This is a genomic window from Alcaligenes sp. AB3 (assembly GCF_031844565.1).
Taxonomy (GTDB): domain Bacteria; phylum Pseudomonadota; class Gammaproteobacteria; order Burkholderiales; family Burkholderiaceae_B; genus Alcaligenes; species Alcaligenes faecalis.
On the sequence record NZ_JAUZVM010000009.1, the window covers coordinates 79,531 to 101,983 of the forward strand.

A 22,453-nucleotide genomic window follows, 5' to 3' on the forward strand; every position below is an offset into this window, starting at 1 on the left:
ATCGGGTCACGCGCGGTGCGTCCAAGACAAAACCGTAATTTTTACATAATAAAGACGGCACCACCTAGAGGTGGGCCGTCTCACAAGATCAATTTACAACTGACCTGTATTTGAACACGAATCTTACTTCCAGACCGCAGCGCCGTCTTTGGACTTGATTTCAGCAGCCCAGGCAGCTTTGATCTTGTCGGTTACGTCTTTAGGCAGAGCCACGTAGTCCAGATCAGCAGCGGCTTGAGCGCCGTTTTCAAAGGCCCAGTTAAAGAAGTTCAGCACTTCTTTACCGTTCTCAGGCTTGTCCTGCACCTTGTGCATCAAGATGAAGGTAGCCGAAGTGATAGGCCAGGATTGTGCACCAGGCTCTTCGGTCAGAATTACACCCATGCCAGGCGTACCGGCCCAGTCTGCGTTCGCAGCGGCGGCAGCAAAGCTTTCCTGACCAGGCTGGACGAACTGGCCGTCCTTGTTCTGCAACTGGGTCCAGGACAGTTTGTTTTGCTTGGCGTAAGCGTATTCAACATAGCCGATCGAGTTCTGCAGCTGACGCACGTAAGCGGCCACGCCTTCGTTACCCTTGCCACCCTGACCGGTAGGCCACTTCACAGCCTTGCCTTCGCCAACCTGGGATTTCCAGTCTGGGGACACTTTGGACAGGTAGTTGGTCCAGCCAAAGGTGGTGCCCGAACCGTCGGAGCGGTGAACCACCACGATGTCCTTGTTAGGCAAGGTCAGATCGGGGTTCAGTTCTTTGATTGCTGCGTCGTCCCACTTGGTGATCTTGGCCAGGTAGATGTCGCCCAGTACTTTACCGGACAGTTTCAGCTTGCCAGGCTCGATGCCTTCCACGTTGATCACAGGCACCACACCACCGATCACGGCAGGGAACTGCAACAGGTTTTCTTTTTCCAGTGTCTCGACCTTCATTGGGTCGTCAGAAGCACCGAAATCCACGGTCTTGGCAATAATCTGCTGCTGACCACCACCCGAACCAATCGACTGGTAGTTGACGCGGTTGTTCGTTTGCTTGGCGTATTCAGCCGCCCATTTGGCATAGATTGGGTAAGGGAACGACGCACCAGCACCGGTTACGTCTGCAGCTGTGGCAGTGGCCGCAAAAGCGCTGAACGCCAGAGCAATACTTACCTTGTTGAATACACGTTTTAACATCGAGAAATCCTCTTGATGATAGTCAGATCACAGGCCCACCCTGTATGTGACGTCATAATAAACAGGCTATATGACACGTTCATGACAGTCTGTATTTCACACACCGCCCAGACGCTGCATCATGTTCTGGTGCAGGTTGAACGGAGCGCCGCGACTGCGAATACGGCTGTACGTGCCATCCGGGCTGGCTTTCCAGGACAATTGGTTGTCACGCAGGGCATAGGTAAAGGCTTCGGCAATGACCCGCTTTTTCAGGCTGCGATCCAGTACCGGCACACCCAGCTCCACGCGGCGGAAGAAATTGCGGTCCATCCAGTCAGCCGAGGAAATAAAGACCTCTTCCTGGCCGCCATTGTAGAAATAGAAAACACGCGAATGCTCCAGAAAGCGTCCGATAATCGAACGCACCTGGATGTTATCCGACAAGCCCTTGACTCCCGGCCGCAAGGCGCAGGCGCCGCGCACGATCAGGTCTACCTTGACCCCGGCCTGGCTGGCGTCATACAGAGCTTGAATGATCTTGGGTTCCAGCAAGGAATTCATCTTGGCCATGATGCGGGCTTTCTTGCCTGCCAAGGCGCGCTCGGTTTCTGCCTGAATTCGTTCCATCATGCTGTCATGCAAGGTGAACGGCGACTGCAACAGTCGCTTCAACGGCCGCCAGGCACCCAGACCAGTCAACATGGAAAATACCTTGTCCATGTCCTCGCACACTTCCTGATTGGCGGTAATCAAACCAAAGTCCGTGTACAGCCGAGCCGTGCGTGGATGATAGTTGCCCGTACCCAGATGCCCGTAACGGCGAATCAGGCCAGCCTCTCGACGCAAGACCAGAGCCATCTTGGCATGCGTCTTGTGGCCCACCACCCCGTAACTGACGTGTGCCCCCACTTCTTCCAGCTTGGCGGCCCAATTGATATTGGTCTGCTCGTCAAAACGGGCCATCAGCTCCACGACCACCGTCACCTCCTTACCTGCACGGGCAGCCGACAGCAGAATGTTCATCAACTCCGAGTCTTCACCCGTACGGTAAATGGTCTGCTTGATACCCACGACAGCGGGGTCGGCTGCAGCGGCACGCAAAAAGCTCAGGACCGGCTGAAAGGACTGATAAGGGTGATGCAGCAACTGATCCTTGCGGGCAATCGCCTCAAAGAACTGGGCGGGAGACTCAAAAGAAGAATCAAAAGGCGCTGGAATCGGTGCGCGGTAATCCGGGAACAGCAGGTCGGGACGATCCGGGACATTGCATAGCTGCATCAGGCGCGTCAGATTGACCGGGCCGCTGACACGATAAGTGTCGGGGACATCCAGCGAGAACTCGCTTTGCAGGAAACGCTCCAGACGCTCGGGCATGGAACGGTCAATTTCCAGTCGCACAGCGGCACCGAAGTTACGTTGCGACAGTTCGCCTTGCAAAGCGGCACGCAAGTTGGTGACTTCTTCTTCGTCCACAAACAGATCACTGTTGCGGGTGACGCGCCATTGATAGCAACCCTTTACGTCCATGCCGGGGAACAACTCGCCCACAAATACGCTGATCAGCGACGTCAGCAGCATATAGCCCTGAGGGATGCCGGCAATATCGTCCGGCACCCGGATCACCCGGGGCAAGGCACGCGGTGCCTGCACAATGGCAATCGTGCCTGTACGGGCAAACGCATCCTCACCGCTCAACTCAACAATGTAGTTCAGGCTCTTGTTGTACACGCGTGGAAAGGGATGCGCCGGGTCCAGACCGATAGGCGTGAGCAAAGGCATGACATCACGCAAAAAGGTTTGATAGGCCCACTCACGCTGGGCAGGTGTCCATAGCGCGGTCAGCAGCAGCCCGATGCCCTCATCCATCAGGGTAGGCAGTACATCGTCCATCAAAAGGTCGTTTTGCTTCTCGACCAGCTGGTGAGCAGCGGCTTGCACTTTATCAAAAGCCTGCTGAGGCAAAAATCCGTCATCTCCCACTTGATGAGGATTTTGCAAAATCTGTTCTTTCAGACTGGAAATACGAATTTCAAAGAATTCATCCAGGTTAGAGCTCACGATACAGATGTAGCGCAAGCGCTCCAGCAAAGGCGTGGTCGAATTTTCGGCCATGGCCAGTACTCGCTCATTGAACTTGAGCAAGGACAACTCACGGTTTAGCAAGGTTGAATCTGGAGAAGGCAGCATGGTGAGGTCGTTAAAAAGCCAAAAAAGATGGGATCGTGAGACTTTTACTACATGAATGTTACAGCTCTATGACCCCAGAGCCATTCCAGTCTAAATCACCACCCGGGAGGCGGCGCACAAATACCCCATCACCCTTCCAACGATGCTTTCGTCTAACTTTTCTCAATTTTCCGGTTCATGTAACAAAACCCATGATTAATGTCCTTATAATCGCACAGTAATCATCCCGAGCGATGCCTCATGGAACAACTTCTTGCCGCTGTGGACCTGGGCTCCAACAGCTTTCGTTTATCCATTGGACGAGTGGTTCAGCACAACGGTCATGCACAGATCTACACCATCGACCGCCTTAATGAATCCGTCCGACTCGCCGCCGGCATGGGCCCCGACAAGTACATTAGTCCCGATGCCATTGAACGTGCGGTAGTCATCCTGAAACGCTTTAACGAACGTCTGGCCGGTTTTCACCCCAATCGCGTTCGTGCCGTGGCCACCAACACCTTTCGTGTGGCACGCAATTTAAGCGAGGTTCTGCCCGCTGCCGAGGCGGCCTTTGGCTTTCCCATCGAGGTCATCTCCGGCCACGAGGAAGCCCGTCTGATTTTTTCGGGAATCAGCAACGAGCTGCCCCCCTCCCCCAATCGCCGTCTGATGATTGATATTGGTGGTGGATCGACTGAAGTGATTATTGGCAAGGGCTTGAAGCCCCTGCTGCTGTCCTCCCTGTACATGGGCTGTGTCAGCTATACCGACAAATTCTTTGCCGATGGCGTGATCACCGAGGAGCGCATGAGCAATGCGATTCTGACCGCCCGTCGTGAACTGGAAGGCATTACACGCCAGTACCGCAAGACAGGCTGGCAGGAAGCCTATGGCTCCTCCGGCACCGCCAAGGGTCTGGTCGCTATCCTGCAAGAGAACGGCATGTCCAAAAAGGGCATCACCCTGGAAGGCATGGAGTTGCTGCGCAAACGCCTGGTGCACGATGGCAAGGTGGACATGCGCAACCTGAGCGGCATCAAGCCTCATCGCGCGCCGGTGCTGGCTGCAGGTCTGGCCATTATGATGGCCGCCTTCCAGGAGTTGAAGATTCGCCAGATGCTGCCCGGTGAAGGCGCTCTGCGAGTGGGGGTGCTCTACGACATGCTGGGTCGCGAATCCGAGCATGATCAGCGCGACCAGACCGTGCAGCAAATGATGAAACGCTATCAGGTCGATACGCGCCAGTCGCATCGTGTGCACGACGCTGCCATGCAGTTCTTTGCACAACTGAAGCTGCCCGATACGCCCGAGGTACAGGAGTTGCAGCGCCAACTGGGCTGGGCCGCTGATCTGCACGAAGTGGGCCTGAGCATTGCGCATGCGGATTACCACAAGCACACCGCTTATGTGCTGGAACACGCCGATATGCCTGGCTTTTCCAACGACGACCAGATGTTGCTCAGCTTTCTGAGCCTGGGGCATCAAGGCAAGCTGGGCAAGCTCAAGCGCTTTGAGACCAATAACGCCTGGTGGCTGACCTTGTTGAGTCTGCGTTTGGCCGTCATGCTGATGCGTCGTCGCGAAGACAGGGAAACCTTGCCGCTGAGCCTGCAGGCTCGGGGCAAAACCGTCCAGATTCATCTGGACCATGAGTGGATGGCCAGCCATCCCCTGTCTCAAGCGTCCTTGCTGGCCGAGGTCCAGGCCTGGCAAAGCGATATCAATGATCTGAGCCTGGAGCTGGTCTGACAGGACCCGCTGGGTGCCTGAAGGCTGGGTGAGCCTGTTGAAAAACAATCCACCCGGCTTGTCAGCACTCCAGCTCAGGCTGACAGACGCTTTGACTCCCGTGTAGCTCGCACTAGCGGGCCAAACTGCTCACTGGCTCAGCCACACACAGCAGAGTCAAGCCACGTAGATCATCAAAACCTAAAAAACCCCCGAAAGTTGGATGGTCATCCAACTTTCGGGGGTTCTTTTTATCTGCAGGCCCTGTTCAGGCCCGACTTGATCAGGCCTGAGCAGTACGCAATCAGACCAGGCCAAAGTGCCGTTTATAGCGCTCGTCCATGGCTTCCAGGTCCAGCAGGACAGGAAAGTCTGCCGTATTGAAATCCGGATCCCAGGCAGGCGCACCACAAATCGTGGCACCCAGCTTCAGATAGCCTTTGATCAGCGGTGGAATACGCGCTGGCAAATCGCTGTTCAGTCGCTCGACCGGATAACGATTCAAGGGCTGCACATGCGGAATGTGCTTGTTGTCCTGCATGGACTTCTGGGCCACACGCCAGACTTCGGCGGCGGTGACACCATCGTCGCGCAAGCTGACGCTGGCGCAACCCAGAAGATAGCGATAACCGCCGACTCGCGTCAGGGCAGCAATACCGCCCCACAACATCATGATGGCCGAGCCATTGCGGTAGTCGGGGTGGATGCAGGAGCGCCCAACCTCGACCAGGCTGGGCCGCAGCGCATCCAGGGCGCTGATATCAAATTCGGACTCAGAGTAATAGCCGCCCGCTTTGGTCGCATTTTCAGGGGTCAGCAAGCGGTAGGTTCCCACAACCCGGTTCTCCTCGGGTTCAGTAACCATGAAATGCTCGCACCAGGGGTCGAAGCGGTCTATATCCAGACCATTATGCTGGTCTGGAAAGACGGCGTTCATTTCCTGGGTGAAAACCTGAAAACGCAAGCGCTGAAGGCATTCAAGCTCTGCCTGGGTACGAGCCAGGCGCAAGGCCAGGCCTCCAACGGTATGACCTGCCCAAGTATTAGCCCAATCCACTTCAGTACGTTCGCGCTCAAGATTTAGCATCGTGATGACTCCAAACACTTTTGTGCATCATGCACAAACAATGTTTCAGGTATTTGATAGCCACATTACTATTTCATTAAATCCACTGCAAGCAAGGTATCGATGCCTGCTTGAGCCAGATCGGCTTGTTCTGCTTCCACCATCAGACGCAGCTTGGGTTCTGTGCCCGATGCGCGAATCAGCACTCGACCACGGTCACCCAGCATTTTCTCCACTTCCTGGGTTGCCTGTTGCAAACCTGCATGGTTTTTCCAATCCTGACCCGGCTGCAACGGCACATTGACCATAATCTGCGGGTACATCTTCAAGCCTTCCATCAAATCGGGCAGGCTTTTGCCGCTATGGCACAAGGCAGTCAGAACTTGCAGGGCGGCAATAATGCCATCGCCCGTGGTGTGCCATTCCAGACACAACAAATGACCCGAGCTTTCGCCACCGAAGACCCAGCCTTTTTGCTGCATCAATTCCAGTACGTAGCGATCACCCACTTTGGCACGTGCAAATTCAACGCCCAATTCCTGCATTTTCTTCTCGAAACCCAGGTTGGTCATCAGGGTGCCAACCACGCCTTTGACGGGCTGAGACTGCAGATGATCGGCAACAATTAGATACAATAGTTCGTCGCCATTGTAGATGCGACCCTGGGAATCGACCATTTGCAGACGGTCAGCATCACCATCCAGAGCGATACCCAAATCGGCACCGTGCTTGCGCACTTCTTCGGCCAGCTTCTCGGGATAAGTTGCGCCCACTTCCTGATTGATGTTGAACCCATCAGGCTGAACGCCTACGGCAATGACCTCTGCACCCAGCTCGCGGAACACGTGCGGGGCGATATTGTAGGCAGCGCCATGAGCCGCATCCACAACGATCTTGAGCCCGTTCAGGTTCAAGTCGTTCGGAAAGGCACTCTTGCAAAATTCAATGTAACGGCCGGCCGAGTCGGCCAGGCGACGCGCACGGCCCAGGGACTCGGACTTCACCCAATGCATGGGCTGGTCAATGGCCTGTTCAATTTTCAGTTCAATCTCGTCAGGCAGCTTGGTGCCCTGGGCGGAAAAGAACTTGATGCCGTTGTCGTAATACGGGTTGTGCGAGGCAGAGATCACGATACCGGCCGTCAGGCGCAAGGTACGTGTCAAATACGCTACAGCGGGCGTCGGTACAGGGCCTGCCAGCAATACATCGATCCCGGCAGCCGACAAACCGGCTTCCAGCGCCGATTCCAGCATGTAGCCGGAAATACGGGTGTCCTTGCCAATCACCACGGTGGGGCGGCCGGTACCTTCATATTGGGCAGCCAGAACCTGGCCAGCAGCATAACCCAAGCGCAAGGCGAACTCGGGGTTAATGGTTGGGCCACCTACTTCACCGCGGACACCATCGGTGCCGAAATACTTACGATCGCTCATTCAGAGACTCCACATTCAACCGCATTCCACACATCCAGCGCTTCGCGCATGGCGGCTACATCATGGACACGGACAATTTTTGCGCCCCGTGCCACGCAGGCAAGGGCTGCCGATAGACTGCCAATCAAACGCTCACTGGCGGGTTTCCCCGTGACATGGCCAATCATGGATTTGCGCGACAAGCCGATCAGCCAGGGGTAACCCGGCACTGCCGCCTGCTGCAAATCCCGTAGCAACTGATAATTATGTGCCGCTGTTTTACCGAAGCCAAAGCCGGGATCCAGCATGATACGCTCGGATTGAATTCCTGCGCTGACTATGGCCCCACATCGTTGTTGCAAAAAATGACGTACATCAACGACCACATCATCATAGTGAACCTGCTCTTGCATGGTCCTGGGCTCACCTTGCATGTGCATGATGCACAGGCCGCAATCAGAGTCCTTGACCGCTTCTATGGCACCGGGCATGCGCAAGGCATAGATGTCATTGATCATGTCCGCGCCAGCTGCCAGGCTGGCTCGCATAACGTCGGGCTTGAAGGTATCCACCGACAAGGCCACACCACTGTCACGCAAACCCTCGATCAGGGGGATGACGCGCTCAAGCTCTTGTTCCAGGGAAACGGGTTCAGCACCGGGGCGAGTCGATTCGCCACCAATATCCAGAATGTCTGCGCCTTCGGCGATTAACTGGCGGGCGTGGTCCAGCGCCCGAGGCAAATCATTGTGTGTATTGCCGTCATAAAAGGAGTCTGGGGTGACATTCACAATCCCCATAACCAAAGGGCGCTCCAGCCCAAACTGGAAGCGCCCACAAGACCACTCAGGGTAATTCATGAAATAGGCTTGGCCTACGTAAGTTAAGCAACTGGCGTTGTCGCCGCGGCACCCTCGTCATCGGCTGGTTTAGGACCAGCGGCTGGCGGCGTAGAACCGTCGGAGGAATTGCTGTCATTGCTGTTGGGCACATGAGGAGCCCGTGGTGGCAAACCTTTCATGATGTCGTCGATCTGGTCGGCATCAATGGTTTCCCACTCCAGCAAAGCCTTGGCCATGGCATGCATCTTGTCGCTGTTGTCCTCGATCAGCTTGCGGGCAACGGCGTACTGCTCGTCGATGATCTTGCGAATCTCGGAGTCCACTTTCTGCATGGTGGCTTCGGACACGTGCGTTGTTTTGGTAACGCTGCGGCCCAGGAAGACCTCGCCTTCGTTCTCGGCGTATACAACAGGACCCAGGGAGTCCGTCATGCCGTAGCGAGTCACGATGTCACGAGCAATTTGCGTTGCACGCTCAAAGTCGTTCGATGCGCCGGTGGTCATTTGATTCATGAACACTTCTTCAGCGATACGACCACCGAACAGCACGGCAATCATATTCAGCAAGCGCTCTTTGTCCATGCTGTAGCGATCGCCTTCCGGCAATTGCATGGTGACACCCAAAGCACGACCACGAGGAATGATGGTGACTTTGTGAACCGGGTCCGTCTTGGGCAGCATGCAAGCCACCAGAGCGTGACCGGCTTCGTGGTAAGCAGTGTTGCGACGCTCTTCCTCGGGCATGATCATGGTGCGGCGTTCTGCACCCATGATGATCTTGTCCTTGGCGCGCTCGAAGTCCTGCATATCCACGGTGCGACCGTTACGGCGTGCAGCGAACAAAGCCGCTTCGTTAACCAGGTTGGCCAGGTCAGCACCGGAGAAACCGGGCGTACCACGAGCCAGCACCACGGCGTCCACGTTGGGGGCCAAAGGCACTTTGCGCATGTGTACTTTCAGAATCTGCTCGCGACCACGGATGTCAGGCAGGCCGACCACCACTTGACGGTCAAAACGGCCAGGACGCAGCAAAGCGGGGTCCAGTACGTCAGGACGGTTGGTAGCAGCAATGACCAGTACGCCTTGGCCGGTTTCAAAACCGTCCATTTCAACCAGCAACTGGTTCAGTGTCTGTTCGCGCTCATCGTTACCACCGCCCAGACCAGCACCACGCTGACGGCCCACGGCGTCAATTTCGTCGATAAAGATGATGCAAGGCGATTGCTTCTTGGCGGTCTCGAACATGTCGCGAACGCGGGAAGCACCCACACCCACAAACATTTCCACGAAATCAGAACCGGAAATGCTGAAGAAAGGCACTTTGGCTTCGCCAGCAATGGCACGAGCCAGCAAGGTTTTACCGGTACCGGGCGAGCCAACCATCAGGATACCGCGGGGGATACGGCCACCCAGACGCTGGAAGCGAGTAGGGTCACGCAGGAAATCCACCAGTTCCTGTACATCTTCCTTGGCTTCGTCGCAACCAGCAACGTCGGCAAAGGTAACTGGGTTAGTGTTCTCGTCCAGCAAACGCGCACGCGACTTGCCAAAGCTGAATGCCCCGCCCTTGCCACCACCTTGCATCTGCCGCATGAAAAACACCCACACGCCAATCAGGAGCAGCATGGGGAACCAGGAGATGAACAGGCTGGTCAGGAAGGAAGGCTCTTCGCGGGCTTTGCCCGATACCTGCACACCGGATTTCACCAGTTCAGGCACCATCCACAGGTCACCGGGGGACGTCAGCGAGTAGCTGCGGCCAGAGTCCGGCGTGACATGCAGGGTATCGCCCTGAATATCTACCTTGCTGATGCGTCCGGAACGGGCATCATTCATGAATTGCGTGTAAGTGACGCCATCAGTGGCTGGTGGCCGGCCGTCAAACTGCTTGAAAACAGTAAACAGCACCAGCGCAATAACCATCCAGATCGCGACTTTGGAAAACGAATTGTTCAAAGCCAATCTCCTGCGATTGCGATAACTTGCCAAATATGCTTACACATACCTGAACAAGCGCCATACATAGTTCATTCTACCCGATTCAAGGACCGGCAAGTCATAAATTACCTGCCCTTCAAGCCTCGGGCAACGAGAAAGGTTTCGGCGGATTTATCGCGCGAAGCCTTGGGTTTACGCTCGACGACTCTGACAAAATTCTGCTTGAAAGATTCCACGATCTGGGAAAACCCGCTGCCATGGAAGGCTTTGACGATCAGCACACCTTCATCGGTCAGATGCTGCAGGGCAAATTCCTGTGCCAGCTCGCATAAATGCTGGATACGGGCGGAATCGGCCGATGCCACACCAGACAAGTTGGGGGCCATATCCGAAATCACAAGGTCTACGGCGGCACCTTTCAGGGATTCTTGCAATTGTTCCAGTACCGAGTCCTCGCGAAAGTCGCCTTGCATGAACTCCACACCGGCAATTGGTTCCATTTCCAATATATCCAGTGCGATAATGCGACCATTGAGCACACCGCCAGGGCCGACCATGCGTTCACGTATCAACTGCGACCAGCTGCCCGGCGTAGACCCCAGGTCCACCACCACCTTGCCCTGAACCTGAATCTTCTCCAGATCCAATATTTCACTGAGCTTGAAGGCCGCACGCGCGCGATACCCCTTTTGTTGCGCCAATTTGACGTAGGGGTCATTTATATGCTGCTGAACCCACTCTTTAGAGAATTTTTTCTTGGCCATTCCCGTACAATCTCTTTATGCCAAAACTCAACCTTACACCTCATGAGCGCAGCGAACTTCGTGCTGCTGCTCACGCTCTGCGCCCAGTTGTCCTGATTGGAGACAATGGCCTGACCGACGCCGTGATCAAGGAGATCACCGTCCACCTGCAGGCCCACCAGCTCATCAAGATCCGTGTGGCCGGTGATGACCGTCAGGCTCGTCTGACCATGTTAGAACAAATCTGCGATGCGCTCGATGCTGCCCCTATTCATCATCTGGGCAAAATCCTGACCATCTACAGACCCAATATCGAACGCCCCCCTGTTTTGGGAGCGCCTGTTGAAAAACCTACCCGTGCGGTGCGCAAGCCCTCGGAGCCTTACACGCCCAAGAAACTGGCCGCTTCCGGTGTTCAGCGTACGCGCAAGACAGAACGTGCTCGCCGTGCAGAAATGCAAGCTGAACGCAGCAGCACCCAGGAGAAAAAAGCCTCGGCCGCACCACGCAGCGTTCAAAAGTTCTCGGCGGTCAAACCGGCTGCCGCACCCCGCAGCAATACCAACCGTCCTGGCAGTGCCATGTCCTTGCGGGCTGGCGCGCGTCGCGGACTGGGTGGTTCGGGCAAACGCTAAACTGCCGTAAATTATAAGGCCCCCGCACAATGTACAGGGGCCTTTCTTTTGCGCGCTTGCCCCAGCAGCAGGACAAGCCTGCTGCTTGAGGGCAACATCACACGTAATTGATGCTCAGGATTTCGTATTCACGAATACCGGCAGGTGCCTTGACCTCAACCACATCACCTTCTGTCTTGCCGATCAGGGCACGAGCCACAGGGCTGGAGATGGAGATCTTGTTGGCACGGATATCGGCCTCCACGTCACCCACAATCTGGTAGGTCACGGTATTGCCGGACTCCAGATCCTCGATCTCGACGGTTGCACCAAACACGATGCGGCCATCGGCCTCCAGCGTGGCCGGTTCGATGATCTGGGCATTGGACAACGTGCCTTCCAGTTCGGCAATCCGGCCTTCAATAAAGCCCTGACGCTCACGTGCGGCATCGTACTCGGCGTTTTCGGACAAATCGCCTTGTGCTCGCGCCTCGGCAATAGCGTTAATCACATCTGGGCGTTCCACCGTCTTGAGGCGGTGTAATTCGACTTGCAAACGTTGTGCGCCCTGCGCAGTCAATGGGATCGCAGACATAGTATTCCTGCTCAACAAGTAAAAGACGCTCCGTAGCAGGAGCGCCTGGAAAATAGGGGGATAACGATGATGGGGCGAATATTCAAGCAGGCCGATTATGCTGGCTGAAAGCCCTGCAGAGCCTACAGCGTACCGATAAACACACTGCTCAAGCCAAAACCTGCCGGCCGCCCCAATATGGCTTTCCTGACACGGAGAAACTCTGCGGCAGAAAAAAACCCCGCGAAGAACCGGGGTGTGAGATCTATTGTCGGCAAACTGCCTGAAAATAGCAAGCCCCTGGAACCCCTGTGTATAAAAACAGAAGTCGGCAGGGGCCGCTGTTTACAACAAGCTATTGCAAGGCGACTGAGCGACCCGCGACCGGGCCTGTCAGGCCCGAGCCAAGATTGATCAGCCCTGCGCCGCCTACACCATATTGTGGCGACGACCTCGCAGCAGAGCATGCAGCAAGATGGCACCGAAGGTGGCACAACCAATCCCGTCCAGACGAATGACGCCAAACTGCAAGGAGAAGTTACCAGCACCCAGAATCAGGGTGACGGCAGCAACCAGCAAGTTGCGGTTATCGCTGAAATCTACCTGGTTCACCACCCAGATACGGGCCCCTGCAATAGCGATCAGACCAAACACCACAATGGACATGCCACCCAGCACAGGGCCGGGAATCGACTGGATGACGGCGCCAAACTTGGGCGAGAACCCCAGGAAGATCGCAATGACCGCTGCAAAGGCAAACACCAGCGTGGAGTAGATACGGGTAGCGGCCATCACGCCGATATTTTCAGCGTAAGTCGTGACACCCGTCCCCCCCACCGAGCCCGACAGCATGGTTGCCACGCCATCGCCCACAAAGGCACGACCCAGATAGCCGTCCAGATCCTGGCCGGTCATGGCGCTAACGGCCTTGATGTGACCCAGATTCTCGGCCACCAGAATAATGGCTACCGGCACAATCACCGTCATGGCATGAGCCTGGAATACAGGCGCAGCAAAAGTGGGCAGACCCAACCAGGCCGCCTCAGCAACTGGCGCAAAATTGATCGGGGTGCCGTAGCCCATCACATTGGTGAATATCCAGTACAACACGCAAGCCAGAGCCAGACCCACCAGAATCAGCAAACGCTGGGCCAGCCCACGGGTATAGACCGCAATACCGCCTACGCACAGCACGGTCATCAAGGCCATCATGGAATCGAAGGTGCCGCTGCCCATGGCGCCCTTGGCGGCGATGGGGGCCAGATTCAGACCGATCACCGCCACGATAGAGCCGGTGACAACCGGGGGCATCCAGTGGTTGATCAAGCGTGCCGCACCACCCTGAGTACGCGCATTGAACACCCAGACCAGAATACCAATCAGTGTATAGACCAGGCCGCAGATTATAATGGCCCCCAAGGCCACGCCAATATTGGGATTGGGGCCACTGCCGGCATAGCCGGTCACGGCAATCACACCACCGATAAATGCAAAGCTGGAACCCAGGTAGCTGGGAACCCGGCCACCGACAAACACAAAGAAAATCAGCGTACCAATACCTGACATCAAGATGGCCAGATTGGGATCAAAGCCCATCAACAAGGGGGCCAGAATGGTGGAACCAAACATGGCCACCACGTGCTGAGCACCCATGGCAATGTTTTGCGGCGTGGCCAGACATTCGTCGGGCTGCACAACCGCACCGGGTTCGCTGCCGGACACACGGCGCCAACGCGGAAAGTAAGACTGAGACATAGAGGGTTCCAGAAAAGGAATAAAGAAATACAGCTGAATTTGTTATACGCAGGCACGGCCCCTCCGAAAGAAGGGCTGGCTGATTCGTTGAGGCATGATTTTAAACGTGAAAGACTCAACAAGGCACCTGAAAATAAGGTGGTACGCGGTAAACCCCAACATGGGCCTGACCAATCAGGGTTTGAAACCGCTATTTGGGCTCGATCCTCGCGCTATATGCGGTATATACCCGCCCTATCTGCTTGCGCTTGACTGGCCCATTACAATAGACAATCAGCCTGCCGTCGGCAGTCCGATTCCCTAGCAGAGTGATTACGTCAGCATGAATACGTCTATTTGTCTGATCCGCCACGGTGAAACCGCCTGGAATGCCGTACGTCGTTTACAAGGCTGGCAGGATATAGAACTGAACGAGACTGGCCGAGAACAGGCCCGTGCCCTGCAAAGCTACCTGTGCTCCCCGGCGTTTCAGATGCCGGTAGACGTCGTCATCAGCAGTGATCTGCAACGCGCCTCGGAAACCGCGAAAATTGCCTGTCAGCATTGGGACATTGAAATCCAGCAAGTCCAGGGACTGCGCGAACGCGGCTTTGGCACCCTGGAAGGCCAGGCATGGGATGCGGCAGGCCGCCACGGCCCGGATCAGCCAGACGATACGGTAGATATTGATTACGCCGTGGAAGGCGGCGAGTCGCTACGCCAATTCCAGATGCGAATACTGAGCTGCTTTGAAGAACTGTCCCAGCGGAATGCAGGCAAGAACCTGCTGGTTTTTGCACACGGTGGCGTTATTGATATGGTCTGGCGCAAGCTGAACCAGCAGCCACTGAATGCCAAGCGCACTCACGCAATTCTGAATACCAGCCTGAACTTCTTCAGCATTGATGCGGACTTGAACTGGACCTGTACGCAGTGGGGGCAGTTGCCGCATTTGAATACGGCGCTGGACGAGCAAGCTTAAGCCATACACAGCCACAATGAGGCCAATAAACAGGGCCTCAAAAATCAGCTACAGGGACCATGATCAGCTTTTTTTGTTAGTCGTGGCTTGCGCGGCGCCTGACGAGCCAAGCGGTCATACAGCCAATTAGGCAAAAGACGCATCAGGCGCGAGACAAGCCCCATCTGCCAAGGAATAACCCGATAGGACACGCCCTGCTCGATGGTCCTGCGAGCTTTGCGGGCAAAGTCCTCGGCAGGCATCAAAAACGGCATGGAGTATGGATTCTGCGCCGTCATGGCCGTGCGGATATAGCCTGGGGTAATGGTGACAACGGATACCCCGTGCACTGACAGTTCCAGACGCAGGCTCTCGCAATAGGCAATCACCGCCGCCTTGGAGCTGCTGTATGCACCTGCACCCGGCAGCCCGCGTATACCCGCCACACTGGCAATCCCCACCAATGCGCCCTTCCCCGCTACCTTCATCGTGCCAACAAAGGGCTCGAAGGTCGCCACCATGGCCAGCAGATTCGTATCAACAATGGCTTTGAAAACGGCGAAATCCTCAGTCTCTTCCGTCAAGGTGCCAGCGCTGATTCCCGCACTGGCAATCACCACGTCAATCTTTTGCCCCGTGAACTGCAAAAAATCCTGTGCCGCCTGATGCAAGGCATCTCTGTCACGGACATCCGCCACATAGATACGGTGCTCGCCGGGCAAGCTGTCGGCCAGCGCCTGGAGTTCCTCCTGACGCCGCCCGAGCAAACCCAGGCAGGCGCCTTGAGCCGCGTACTCCTGGGCCAGCGCTTTGCCCAAACCGCTGCTGGCACCCGTGATAAAGACCGTTTGCATCTTTGCCTGCTTTTTACAGGAAAATCAGAGCGGCAATGCCCAGCACCAGCAACCACTTGAGGATGTAGTACAGGGTTTCGTTCTTTTTCTTGATGGCCTTGCCGAAACGACGCACCGCGTAAACTGTGCCGAAAATACGGTTGATGCCACCCGTACGGTCACCTTCCTGGTTAGGGGCGGCAGCGGCACGCAGCAAGAAACCGCCCACGGCATGGTTGATGGCCTGAGCCCAGCGGTAACGCATGGGACGCTCTACGTCAGCAAACAAAATGATGCGGTTTTGATCAGTCTTGTTTTCGGCGTAATGAATAAAGGTTTCATCAAACACGACGGCCTCGCCGTCACGCCAGTAGTAGGTCTGGCCGTCCACATCGATATAGCAATCGGGGCTGTTGGGCGTCATCAAGCCCATATGAAAGCGCAGCGAACCCGCATAAGGGTCACGGTGACGCGGCAAACGGGCACCGGGCGGCAAGGAGGTGAACATGGCCGCCTTGATCGACGGAATATCCTTGAGCAGGCGGGTTGTCACCGGGCACAGCTCGCGCGCCGAAGGGTGGTCGGCGTCATACCATTTCAGGTAAAAACGCGTCCAACCGGTTTTGAAAAAGGAGTTGAAGCCCGCATCGTTGTACTTGTCCGAAGCCTTGATGTGGCCTTCACCAAACAACTGCTTGGCCTCGGCACGGATTTCGTCGCAGTGCTCCAGCAGTTTGTTCAGCTCGGGAAAATGTTTCAGATCCAGATACGGTTCGTTCGGCACTGCCGAAAAACCATACATGAATACATTCAGAGGTGCCGTGAAGGTGGAGTGATCCAGCAGCTGACGGGAAAAACGGTGCCTGACTCGACCCCTGAAGTGCACCACAATCGTGCACACAATGAACAAGGCAAGAATGAACCATTTCACGACATGATCTCCAATGAAGAAAGCTTTCACGCTAAGCAGGCTGTAGCCTGCGGCTGCCCAATACGACGCCCCGGTCTTGTCTGATGCAAGAACAAAAAAAGGCGCACCACTGAGGTGCGCCTTTCCGGCTGGGTGAGACTTAGTGTTTCGCGAGCAGAGCGTGCAGCTCTTGTACCGCGTAAACCTTCAAGCCTTCACCTTGGCTCAGATACTGCAGGCCTTGAACAGCGGCTACGGCACCGGCAATGGTGGTGTAGTAGGCCAGGTTGGCAGCCAGCGCATGTGTACGGATTGTACGCGAATCAACGATGGCGTTGCGACGCTCTTCAACCGTATTGATGACCAAGGAAACTTCACCGTTCTTGATCATGTCCACAATGTGCGGACGACCTTCAGTTACCTTGTTCACCACTTGAACAGCCAGACCAGCCTGTTCGATGGCGCTGGCGGTACCGCGGGTAGCCACAACCTTGAAGCCCAGCGAGATCAGGCCACGAGCCACTTCAACGGCTTGTGGTTTGTCCTGAGCACGCACGCTGATGAAGGCCAGACCGCCCTTGGGCAGGTTCACGCTGGCAGCCATTTGCGACTTCACGAAGGCTTCGGCAAAGGAGGTGCCCACGCCCATGACTTCGCCGGTGGACTTCATTTCAGGTCCCAGAATGGTATCCACACCAGGGAACTTCACGAAGGGGAACACGGCTTCTTTCACGCTGTAGTAAGACGGCGTGACTTCTTCAGTAATGCCTTGCTCGGACAGAGTCTGACCGGCCATGGCACGAGCGGCGATCTTGGCCAGCTGCAGACCAGTAGCCTTGGATACGAACGGCACGGTACGCGAAGCACGCGGGTTCACTTCCAGCACGTAAACATCCCCGTCCTGAATGGCGAACTGTACGTTCATCAGACCCTTCACGTTCAGGGCCTTGGCCATGAGTGCGGTCTGGCGCTTGATTTCAGCTACGGTTTCGTCGCTGAGCGAGTAAGGAGGCAAGCTGCAAGCGGAGTCACCGGAGTGAACACCAGCCTGCTCGATGTGTTGCATCACACCGCCCACAAAGACGCGCTCGCCATCGGCCAGGCAGTCCACGTCCACTTCCGTGGCGTTGTTCAGGAAGTGATCCAGCAGCACGGGCGAGTCATTGCTGACCTTGACCGCTTCGCGCATGTAGCGCTCCAGGTCTTGCTGTTCGTGCACGATTTCCATGGCACGGCCACCCAGCACGTAGCTTGGGCGTACCACCAATGGGTAACCGATCTCGGCAGCCAGAGCAATCGCTTCGCCTTCGGTACGAGCCGTACGGTTTGGCGGCTGACGCAGACCCAGCTTGGTCAGCAGCTTCTGGAAACGCTCACGGTCTTCGGCCACGTCAATGGATTCAGGGCTGGTACCGATGATAGGTACACCGTTGGCTTCCAGAGCACGGGCCAATTTCAGCGGAGTCTGGCCACCGTACTGAACGATGGTGCCCACTGGTTTTTCGATGTGGACGATTTCCAGCACGTCTTCCAGAGTCAGAGGCTCGAAGTACAGACGGTCGGAGGTGTCGTAGTCGGTAGAAACGGTTTCGGGGTTGCAGTTGACCATGATGGTTTCGTAACCATCTTCGCGCAATGCCAGAGCAGCGTGCACGCAGCAGTAGTCAAACTCGATACCCTGACCAATACGGTTAGGACCACCACCCAGAACAATGATCTTCTTCTTGTCCGTAGGATTGGATTCGCACTCTTCCTCGTAGGTCGAGTACATGTAGGCCGTATCGGTGGAGAATTCCGCCGCGCAGGTGTCCACACGCTTGTAGACAGGACGCACGTTCAGCTGGTGACGCAGTTTGCGCACTTCCGATTCCACGGTATCCAGCAGGAAAGCCAGACGGCGGTCGGAGAAACCACGGCGCTTCAGACCAAACAAGGTGTCGCGGTCCAGATCGGCCAGCGTCTTTTGTTCCAGAGCCAGTTCGATGTCCACGATCTCTTTGATCTGGGCCAGGAACCAGGGATCGATCTTGGTCAGGTTGTGAACTTCGTCCAGGCTCAGGCCTTGAGCGAAGGCATCGCCCACGTACCAGATACGCTCTGGACCAGGTTCGCCCAGCTCGACCTGCAGTTTTTCGCGGTCGGTGGTTTTCTGGTTCAGACCATCCACACCCACTTCCAGGCCACGCAGGGCTTTCTGGAAGGACTCCTGGAAAGTGCGGCCAATGGCCATCACTTCACCCACGGACTTCATCTGGGTGGTCAGGCGCGAGTCGGCCTGAGGGAATTTTTCGAAGGCGAAACGTGGCACCTTGGTAACCACGTAGTCGATGGTGGGCTCGAACGAAGCGGGGGTCGCACCGCCGGTGATTTCGTTCAGCAGCTCGTCCAGGGTGTAACCCACGGCCAGACGCGCAGCAATCTTGGCGATAGGGAAACCCGTGGCTTTGGAAGCCAGTGCCGAGGAACGGGACACGCGCGGGTTCATTTCGATAACGATCATGCGGCCGTTATCGGGGTTCACCGCGAACTGCACGTTCGAACCACCGGTATCCACACCGATTTCGCGCAGTACGGCGATCGATGCATTACGCATGATCTGGTATTCGCGGTCGGTCAGGGTTTGGGCAGGAGCCACGGTGATGGAGTCACCCGTGTGCACGCCCATGGGGTCCAGGTTTTCAATGGAGCACACAATGATGCAGTTGTCGGCGCGGTCGCGCACGACTTCCATTTCAAACTCTTTCCAGCCCAGCAGGGATTCTTCAATCAGCAGTTCGTTGGTGGGCGATGCTTCCAGACCACGACGGCAGATGGTTTCGAATTCTTCAGGGTTGTAGGCAATACCGCCGCCCGTACCGCCCAGCGTGAAGCTGGGGCGAATCACGACGGGGAAACCGGCTGTGCCGATTTCTTCAGCAATACGCTTTTGAACAGCCCAGGCCTCGTCCATGGAGTGAGCCACGCCGGACTTGGCGGACTCCAGACCGATGGAGGTCATGGCGTCCTTGAACTTCAGGCGGTCTTCGGCTTTTTCGATCGCGGCGGCATTGGCACCGATCAGCTCGACACCAAATTTTTCCAGCACGCCATGCTTGGCCAGATCCAGGGCGCAGTTCAGCGCGGTCTGGCCACCCATGGTGGGCAAGAGCGCATCGGGACGCTCTTTTTCAATGATTTTCTCGACAGCTTGCCAGGTGATGGGCTCGATGTAGGTGACGTCGGCCGTGTCCGGGTCCGTCATGATGGTGGCCGGGTTGCTGTTGACCAGCACAGTCCGGTAACCCTCGGCCTTCAGGGCCTTGCACGCCTGGGCTCCCGAGTAGTCGAATTCACAAGCCTGACCAATGATGATCGGGCCTGCGCCAATGATAAGAATGCTTTTTAAGTCTGAACGCTTTGGCATAGTGCGATTTATTTATTGGCCTGGTGAGCAGCCATCAGGCTGATGAATTTGTCGAACAGCGAGGCAATATCGCGCGGGCCGGGAGTGGCTTCGGGGTGACCCTGGAAGCAAAACGCGGGGCGATCTGTCAACTCGAAGCCTTGCAGGCTCTGGTCGAACAAAGAAATGTGCGTGACCTTGGCATTGGCTGGCAAGGTGGTGGCATCCACCGCAAAACCGTGGTTCTGGCTGGTGATGAACACGCGGCCGCTGGCCAGTTCCTGCACAGGGTGGTTGGCACCGTGGTGGCCGTTTTTCATCTTCAAGGTCTGAGCACCGACGGCCAGACCCAGGATCTGATGACCCAGGCAAATACCGAACACGGGCAACTTGCGCTCCAGCAAGCCCTTGCAGGCTTCAATGGCGTAATCGCAAGGCTCCGGATCGCCAGGGCCGTTGGACAGGAACACACCATCAGGTTCGTAAGCCAGCACATCGGCCAATGGAGTTTGCGCAGGCACGACGGTGACTTTACAGCCACGGTCTGCCATCAGGCGCAGGATGTTGGCCTTGACGCCAAAGTCGTAAGCCACCACGTGAAAGCGCTCGCCTTCGGGCTTGGAGAAACCTTGACCCAGTTCCCACGAACCTTCGGTCCAGTTGTAGGTCTTGTCGGTGGTAACCACCTTGGCCAGATCCTGACCTTTCAGGCCAGGGAAAGAGCGGGCCAGTTCCAGAGCACGTTCGGCATCGTCACCGACCAGGATGCAGGCACCCATGGAGCCTTTCTCGCGCAGAATGCGGGTCAGCTTGCGGGTATCGATACCGGAGATGGCCACAACGCCCTGAGCTTTCAGGTAGTCGGGCAAGGACTGGGTGGAGCGGAAATTGGACAAGCGGGCGGGACAATCGCGAATGACAAGCCCGGCAGCGTGGGCTTTGGTGGATTCGGAGTCCTCTGGATTGACACCGGTATTACCGATGTGCGGATAGGTAAGCGTAACAATTTGCCCGCTGTAGCTTGGGTCTGTCAGGATTTCCTGATAGCCCGTCATGGCTGTATTGAAAACGATCTCAGCAACACAGTGCCCCTCGGCACCGATTGATACCCCTTTGAATAGGGTTCCATCCGCCAGGGCTAGGACGGCACTAGTGATAGTGCGGGACTCCTCAGGAAATAAAGACGGCAGCACGTTAAAAACCCCGGATTCTGAAATTAATATTAAACCTTCTAATTATATGCTCAAACGGCGTTTTTCCGGTAGTTTATCGGTAATAACACTGAAACCAGGCACGAAAACTTGGAAAATCGTCTACAGTAATCGATTGGTTTGATGGCTTTGCGATGGACTAGTAACAGACATGACTACTCAGCTTGACTCCCTGCGCCAGTGCACAACCGTAGTGGCCGACACAGGCGATTTTGAAGCGATGCGCGCGTATCGCCCTACCGATGCAACAACCAATCCTTCCCTGATTCTGAAGGCTGTCCAGCAGGCGGCCTATCGGCCTTTGCTCGACCGTGTCATCGCCGACCATCCTCATGCCAGCCTGGCTGAAACCAGCGATCTGCTGCTGGTTGCCTTTGGCCGCCAGATTCTGGATATTGTGCCGGGCCGCGTCTCCACCGAAGTGGATGCCCGCCTGTCCTTTGATACGCTGGCCAGTATCGAGCGTGCCCGCCATATCATCCAGCATTACGAAAAAGCCGGTATCACCCGTGAACGCGTGCTGATCAAGCTGGCCAGTACCTGGGAAGGCATTCAGGCCGCCCGTACGCTGCAGGCTGAAGGCATCAACTGCAACCTGACCCTCTTGTTCTGCCTGCCACAAGCCATCGCCTGCGCCCAGGCCAAAGTCACCCTGATCTCACCTTTTGTGGGCCGCATCTACGACTGGTTCAAGAAAGCCGCTGGCCAGGACTGGGACGAGAGCGCCAACCAGGGCGAAAACGACCCCGGCGTGCGCTCGGTACGCAGCATTTACGAATACTACAAAACCTATGACATCCCCACGGAGATCATGGGTGCCAGCTTCCGCAATGTTGGCCAGATCAAGGCGCTGGCCGGTTGCGATCTGCTGACCATCAGCCCGGATCTGCTGGGCCAGCTGGATGCAGCCCAAGGTGAAGTCCCTGCCATGCTGGATGTGGCCCGCGCCAAGGCCGTCGCCCCCGAATGGCGTGCCAGCAACGAAATCACCTTCCGCACCGACCTGAACCAGGACGCAATGGCCACTGAAAAGCTGGCTGAAGGCATACGCCAGTTCACCGCGGACGGCATCAAGCTGGATACCCTGATTCAACAGGCGCGTCAGCAGGCTTGATCCCTGGCGCAGCAACATACAAGGCCTTGCTCCCTGCAAAGCCCTGAAAGAAGACCCCCTGCTTGATCAACAAT

Annotated in this window: 17 protein-coding genes; 4 read left to right on the forward strand and 13 right to left on the reverse strand. The window is 56.2% G+C overall.

What is annotated here, in order from left to right:
- Nucleotides 1–123: 123 nt before the first annotated feature.
- The gene (pstS, locus tag Q9R35_RS15865; protein WP_042483796.1) at nt 124–1,167 is read right to left on the reverse strand and encodes a phosphate ABC transporter substrate-binding protein PstS; all 1,044 of its coding nucleotides are present in this window, start codon (nt 1,165–1,167) and stop codon (nt 124–126) included.
- A 96-nt stretch (nt 1,168–1,263) separates the two neighbouring features.
- Nucleotides 1,264–3,336 (reverse strand): polyphosphate kinase 1, encoded by a 2,073-nt coding sequence (gene ppk1 / locus Q9R35_RS15870; RefSeq protein ID WP_045931005.1) that lies wholly within the window; start codon nt 3,334–3,336, stop codon nt 1,264–1,266.
- A 240-nt stretch (nt 3,337–3,576) separates the two neighbouring features.
- On the opposite strand from ppk1, the gene Q9R35_RS15875 reads away from it, so the two are divergent.
- Entirely contained in the window at nt 3,577–5,067 is a 1,491-nt protein-coding gene (locus tag Q9R35_RS15875; RefSeq protein WP_042483793.1) for a Ppx/GppA phosphatase family protein, read from the forward strand.
- A gap of 283 nt (nt 5,068–5,350) precedes the next feature.
- Here Q9R35_RS15875 and Q9R35_RS15880 read toward each other — a convergent pair whose 3' ends face one another.
- The 5 genes from Q9R35_RS15880 to Q9R35_RS15900 form a co-directional block, all read right to left on the reverse strand.
- Complete coding sequence (locus Q9R35_RS15880; RefSeq protein ID WP_311220112.1) at nt 5,351–6,133, reverse strand: GNAT family N-acyltransferase; 783 nt, start codon at nt 6,131–6,133, stop codon at nt 5,351–5,353.
- 68 nt (nt 6,134–6,201) lie between these two features.
- Entirely contained in the window at nt 6,202–7,545 is a 1,344-nt protein-coding gene (gene glmM, locus Q9R35_RS15885) for a phosphoglucosamine mutase (RefSeq protein WP_045931003.1), read from the reverse strand.
- Nucleotides 7,542–8,384, reverse strand: coding sequence for a dihydropteroate synthase (folP, locus tag Q9R35_RS15890; RefSeq protein WP_311220113.1), 843 nt, complete (start codon nt 8,382–8,384; stop codon nt 7,542–7,544). The genes glmM and folP overlap by 4 nt, the downstream gene beginning before the upstream one ends.
- 23 nt (nt 8,385–8,407) lie before the next feature.
- Nucleotides 8,408–10,321, reverse strand: coding sequence for an ATP-dependent zinc metalloprotease FtsH (ftsH, locus tag Q9R35_RS15895; protein WP_042483782.1), 1,914 nt, complete (start codon nt 10,319–10,321; stop codon nt 8,408–8,410).
- A gap of 107 nt (nt 10,322–10,428) precedes the next feature.
- On the reverse strand, nt 10,429–11,067 hold the full coding sequence (locus Q9R35_RS15900) for an RlmE family RNA methyltransferase (protein WP_042483780.1): 639 nt from the start codon (nt 11,065–11,067) through the stop codon (nt 10,429–10,431).
- 17 nt (nt 11,068–11,084) lie between these two features.
- Here Q9R35_RS15900 and Q9R35_RS15905 point away from each other — a divergent pair, with 17 nt between their 5' ends.
- Nucleotides 11,085–11,681: a YhbY family RNA-binding protein gene (locus Q9R35_RS15905; protein WP_026485246.1), complete on the forward strand. Its 597-nt coding sequence runs from the start codon at nt 11,085–11,087 to the stop codon at nt 11,679–11,681.
- Nucleotides 11,682–11,778: 97 nt separating this feature from the next.
- On the opposite strand, the gene greA is transcribed toward Q9R35_RS15905, so the two are convergent.
- Both greA and Q9R35_RS15915 read right to left on the reverse strand, forming a co-directional pair.
- Entirely contained in the window at nt 11,779–12,255 is a 477-nt protein-coding gene (gene greA / locus Q9R35_RS15910; protein WP_042483775.1) for a transcription elongation factor GreA, read from the reverse strand.
- Between the two features lie 408 nt (nt 12,256–12,663).
- A complete protein-coding gene (locus Q9R35_RS15915) occupies nt 12,664–13,989 on the reverse strand; it encodes a solute carrier family 23 protein (RefSeq protein WP_042483771.1) in 1,326 nt (441 codons plus the stop codon).
- Nucleotides 13,990–14,311: 322 nt separating this feature from the next.
- On the opposite strand from Q9R35_RS15915, the gene Q9R35_RS15920 reads away from it, so the two are divergent.
- Nucleotides 14,312–14,950 carry a histidine phosphatase family protein gene (locus Q9R35_RS15920; protein WP_042483768.1) on the forward strand — a complete coding sequence of 213 codons (639 nt, stop codon included), beginning with the start codon at nt 14,312–14,314 and terminating at the stop codon, nt 14,948–14,950.
- Between the two features lie 44 nt (nt 14,951–14,994).
- On the opposite strand, the gene Q9R35_RS15925 is transcribed toward Q9R35_RS15920, so the two are convergent.
- From Q9R35_RS15925 to carA, 4 genes are all read right to left on the reverse strand, one after another.
- Nucleotides 14,995–15,783 (reverse strand): SDR family oxidoreductase, encoded by a 789-nt coding sequence (locus tag Q9R35_RS15925; protein WP_311220114.1) that lies wholly within the window; start codon nt 15,781–15,783, stop codon nt 14,995–14,997.
- Nucleotides 15,784–15,796: 13 nt separating this feature from the next.
- Nucleotides 15,797–16,693, reverse strand: a complete 897-nt coding sequence (gene lpxO / locus Q9R35_RS15930) for a lipid A hydroxylase LpxO (RefSeq protein WP_252606078.1) — start codon at nt 16,691–16,693, stop codon at nt 15,797–15,799.
- Between the two features lie 139 nt (nt 16,694–16,832).
- Nucleotides 16,833–20,075 carry a carbamoyl-phosphate synthase large subunit gene (carB, locus tag Q9R35_RS15935; RefSeq protein WP_042483757.1) on the reverse strand — a complete coding sequence of 1,081 codons (3,243 nt, stop codon included), beginning with the start codon at nt 20,073–20,075 and terminating at the stop codon, nt 16,833–16,835.
- Nucleotides 20,076–20,083: 8 nt separating this feature from the next.
- Nucleotides 20,084–21,247, reverse strand: a complete 1,164-nt coding sequence (gene carA / locus Q9R35_RS15940) for a glutamine-hydrolyzing carbamoyl-phosphate synthase small subunit (RefSeq protein ID WP_042483754.1) — start codon at nt 21,245–21,247, stop codon at nt 20,084–20,086.
- A gap of 169 nt (nt 21,248–21,416) precedes the next feature.
- Between carA and tal the strand changes: the two genes are divergently transcribed.
- Nucleotides 21,417–22,379 (forward strand): transaldolase, encoded by a 963-nt coding sequence (gene tal, locus Q9R35_RS15945; RefSeq protein ID WP_042483751.1) that lies wholly within the window; start codon nt 21,417–21,419, stop codon nt 22,377–22,379.
- Nucleotides 22,380–22,453: the final 74 nt, after the last annotated feature.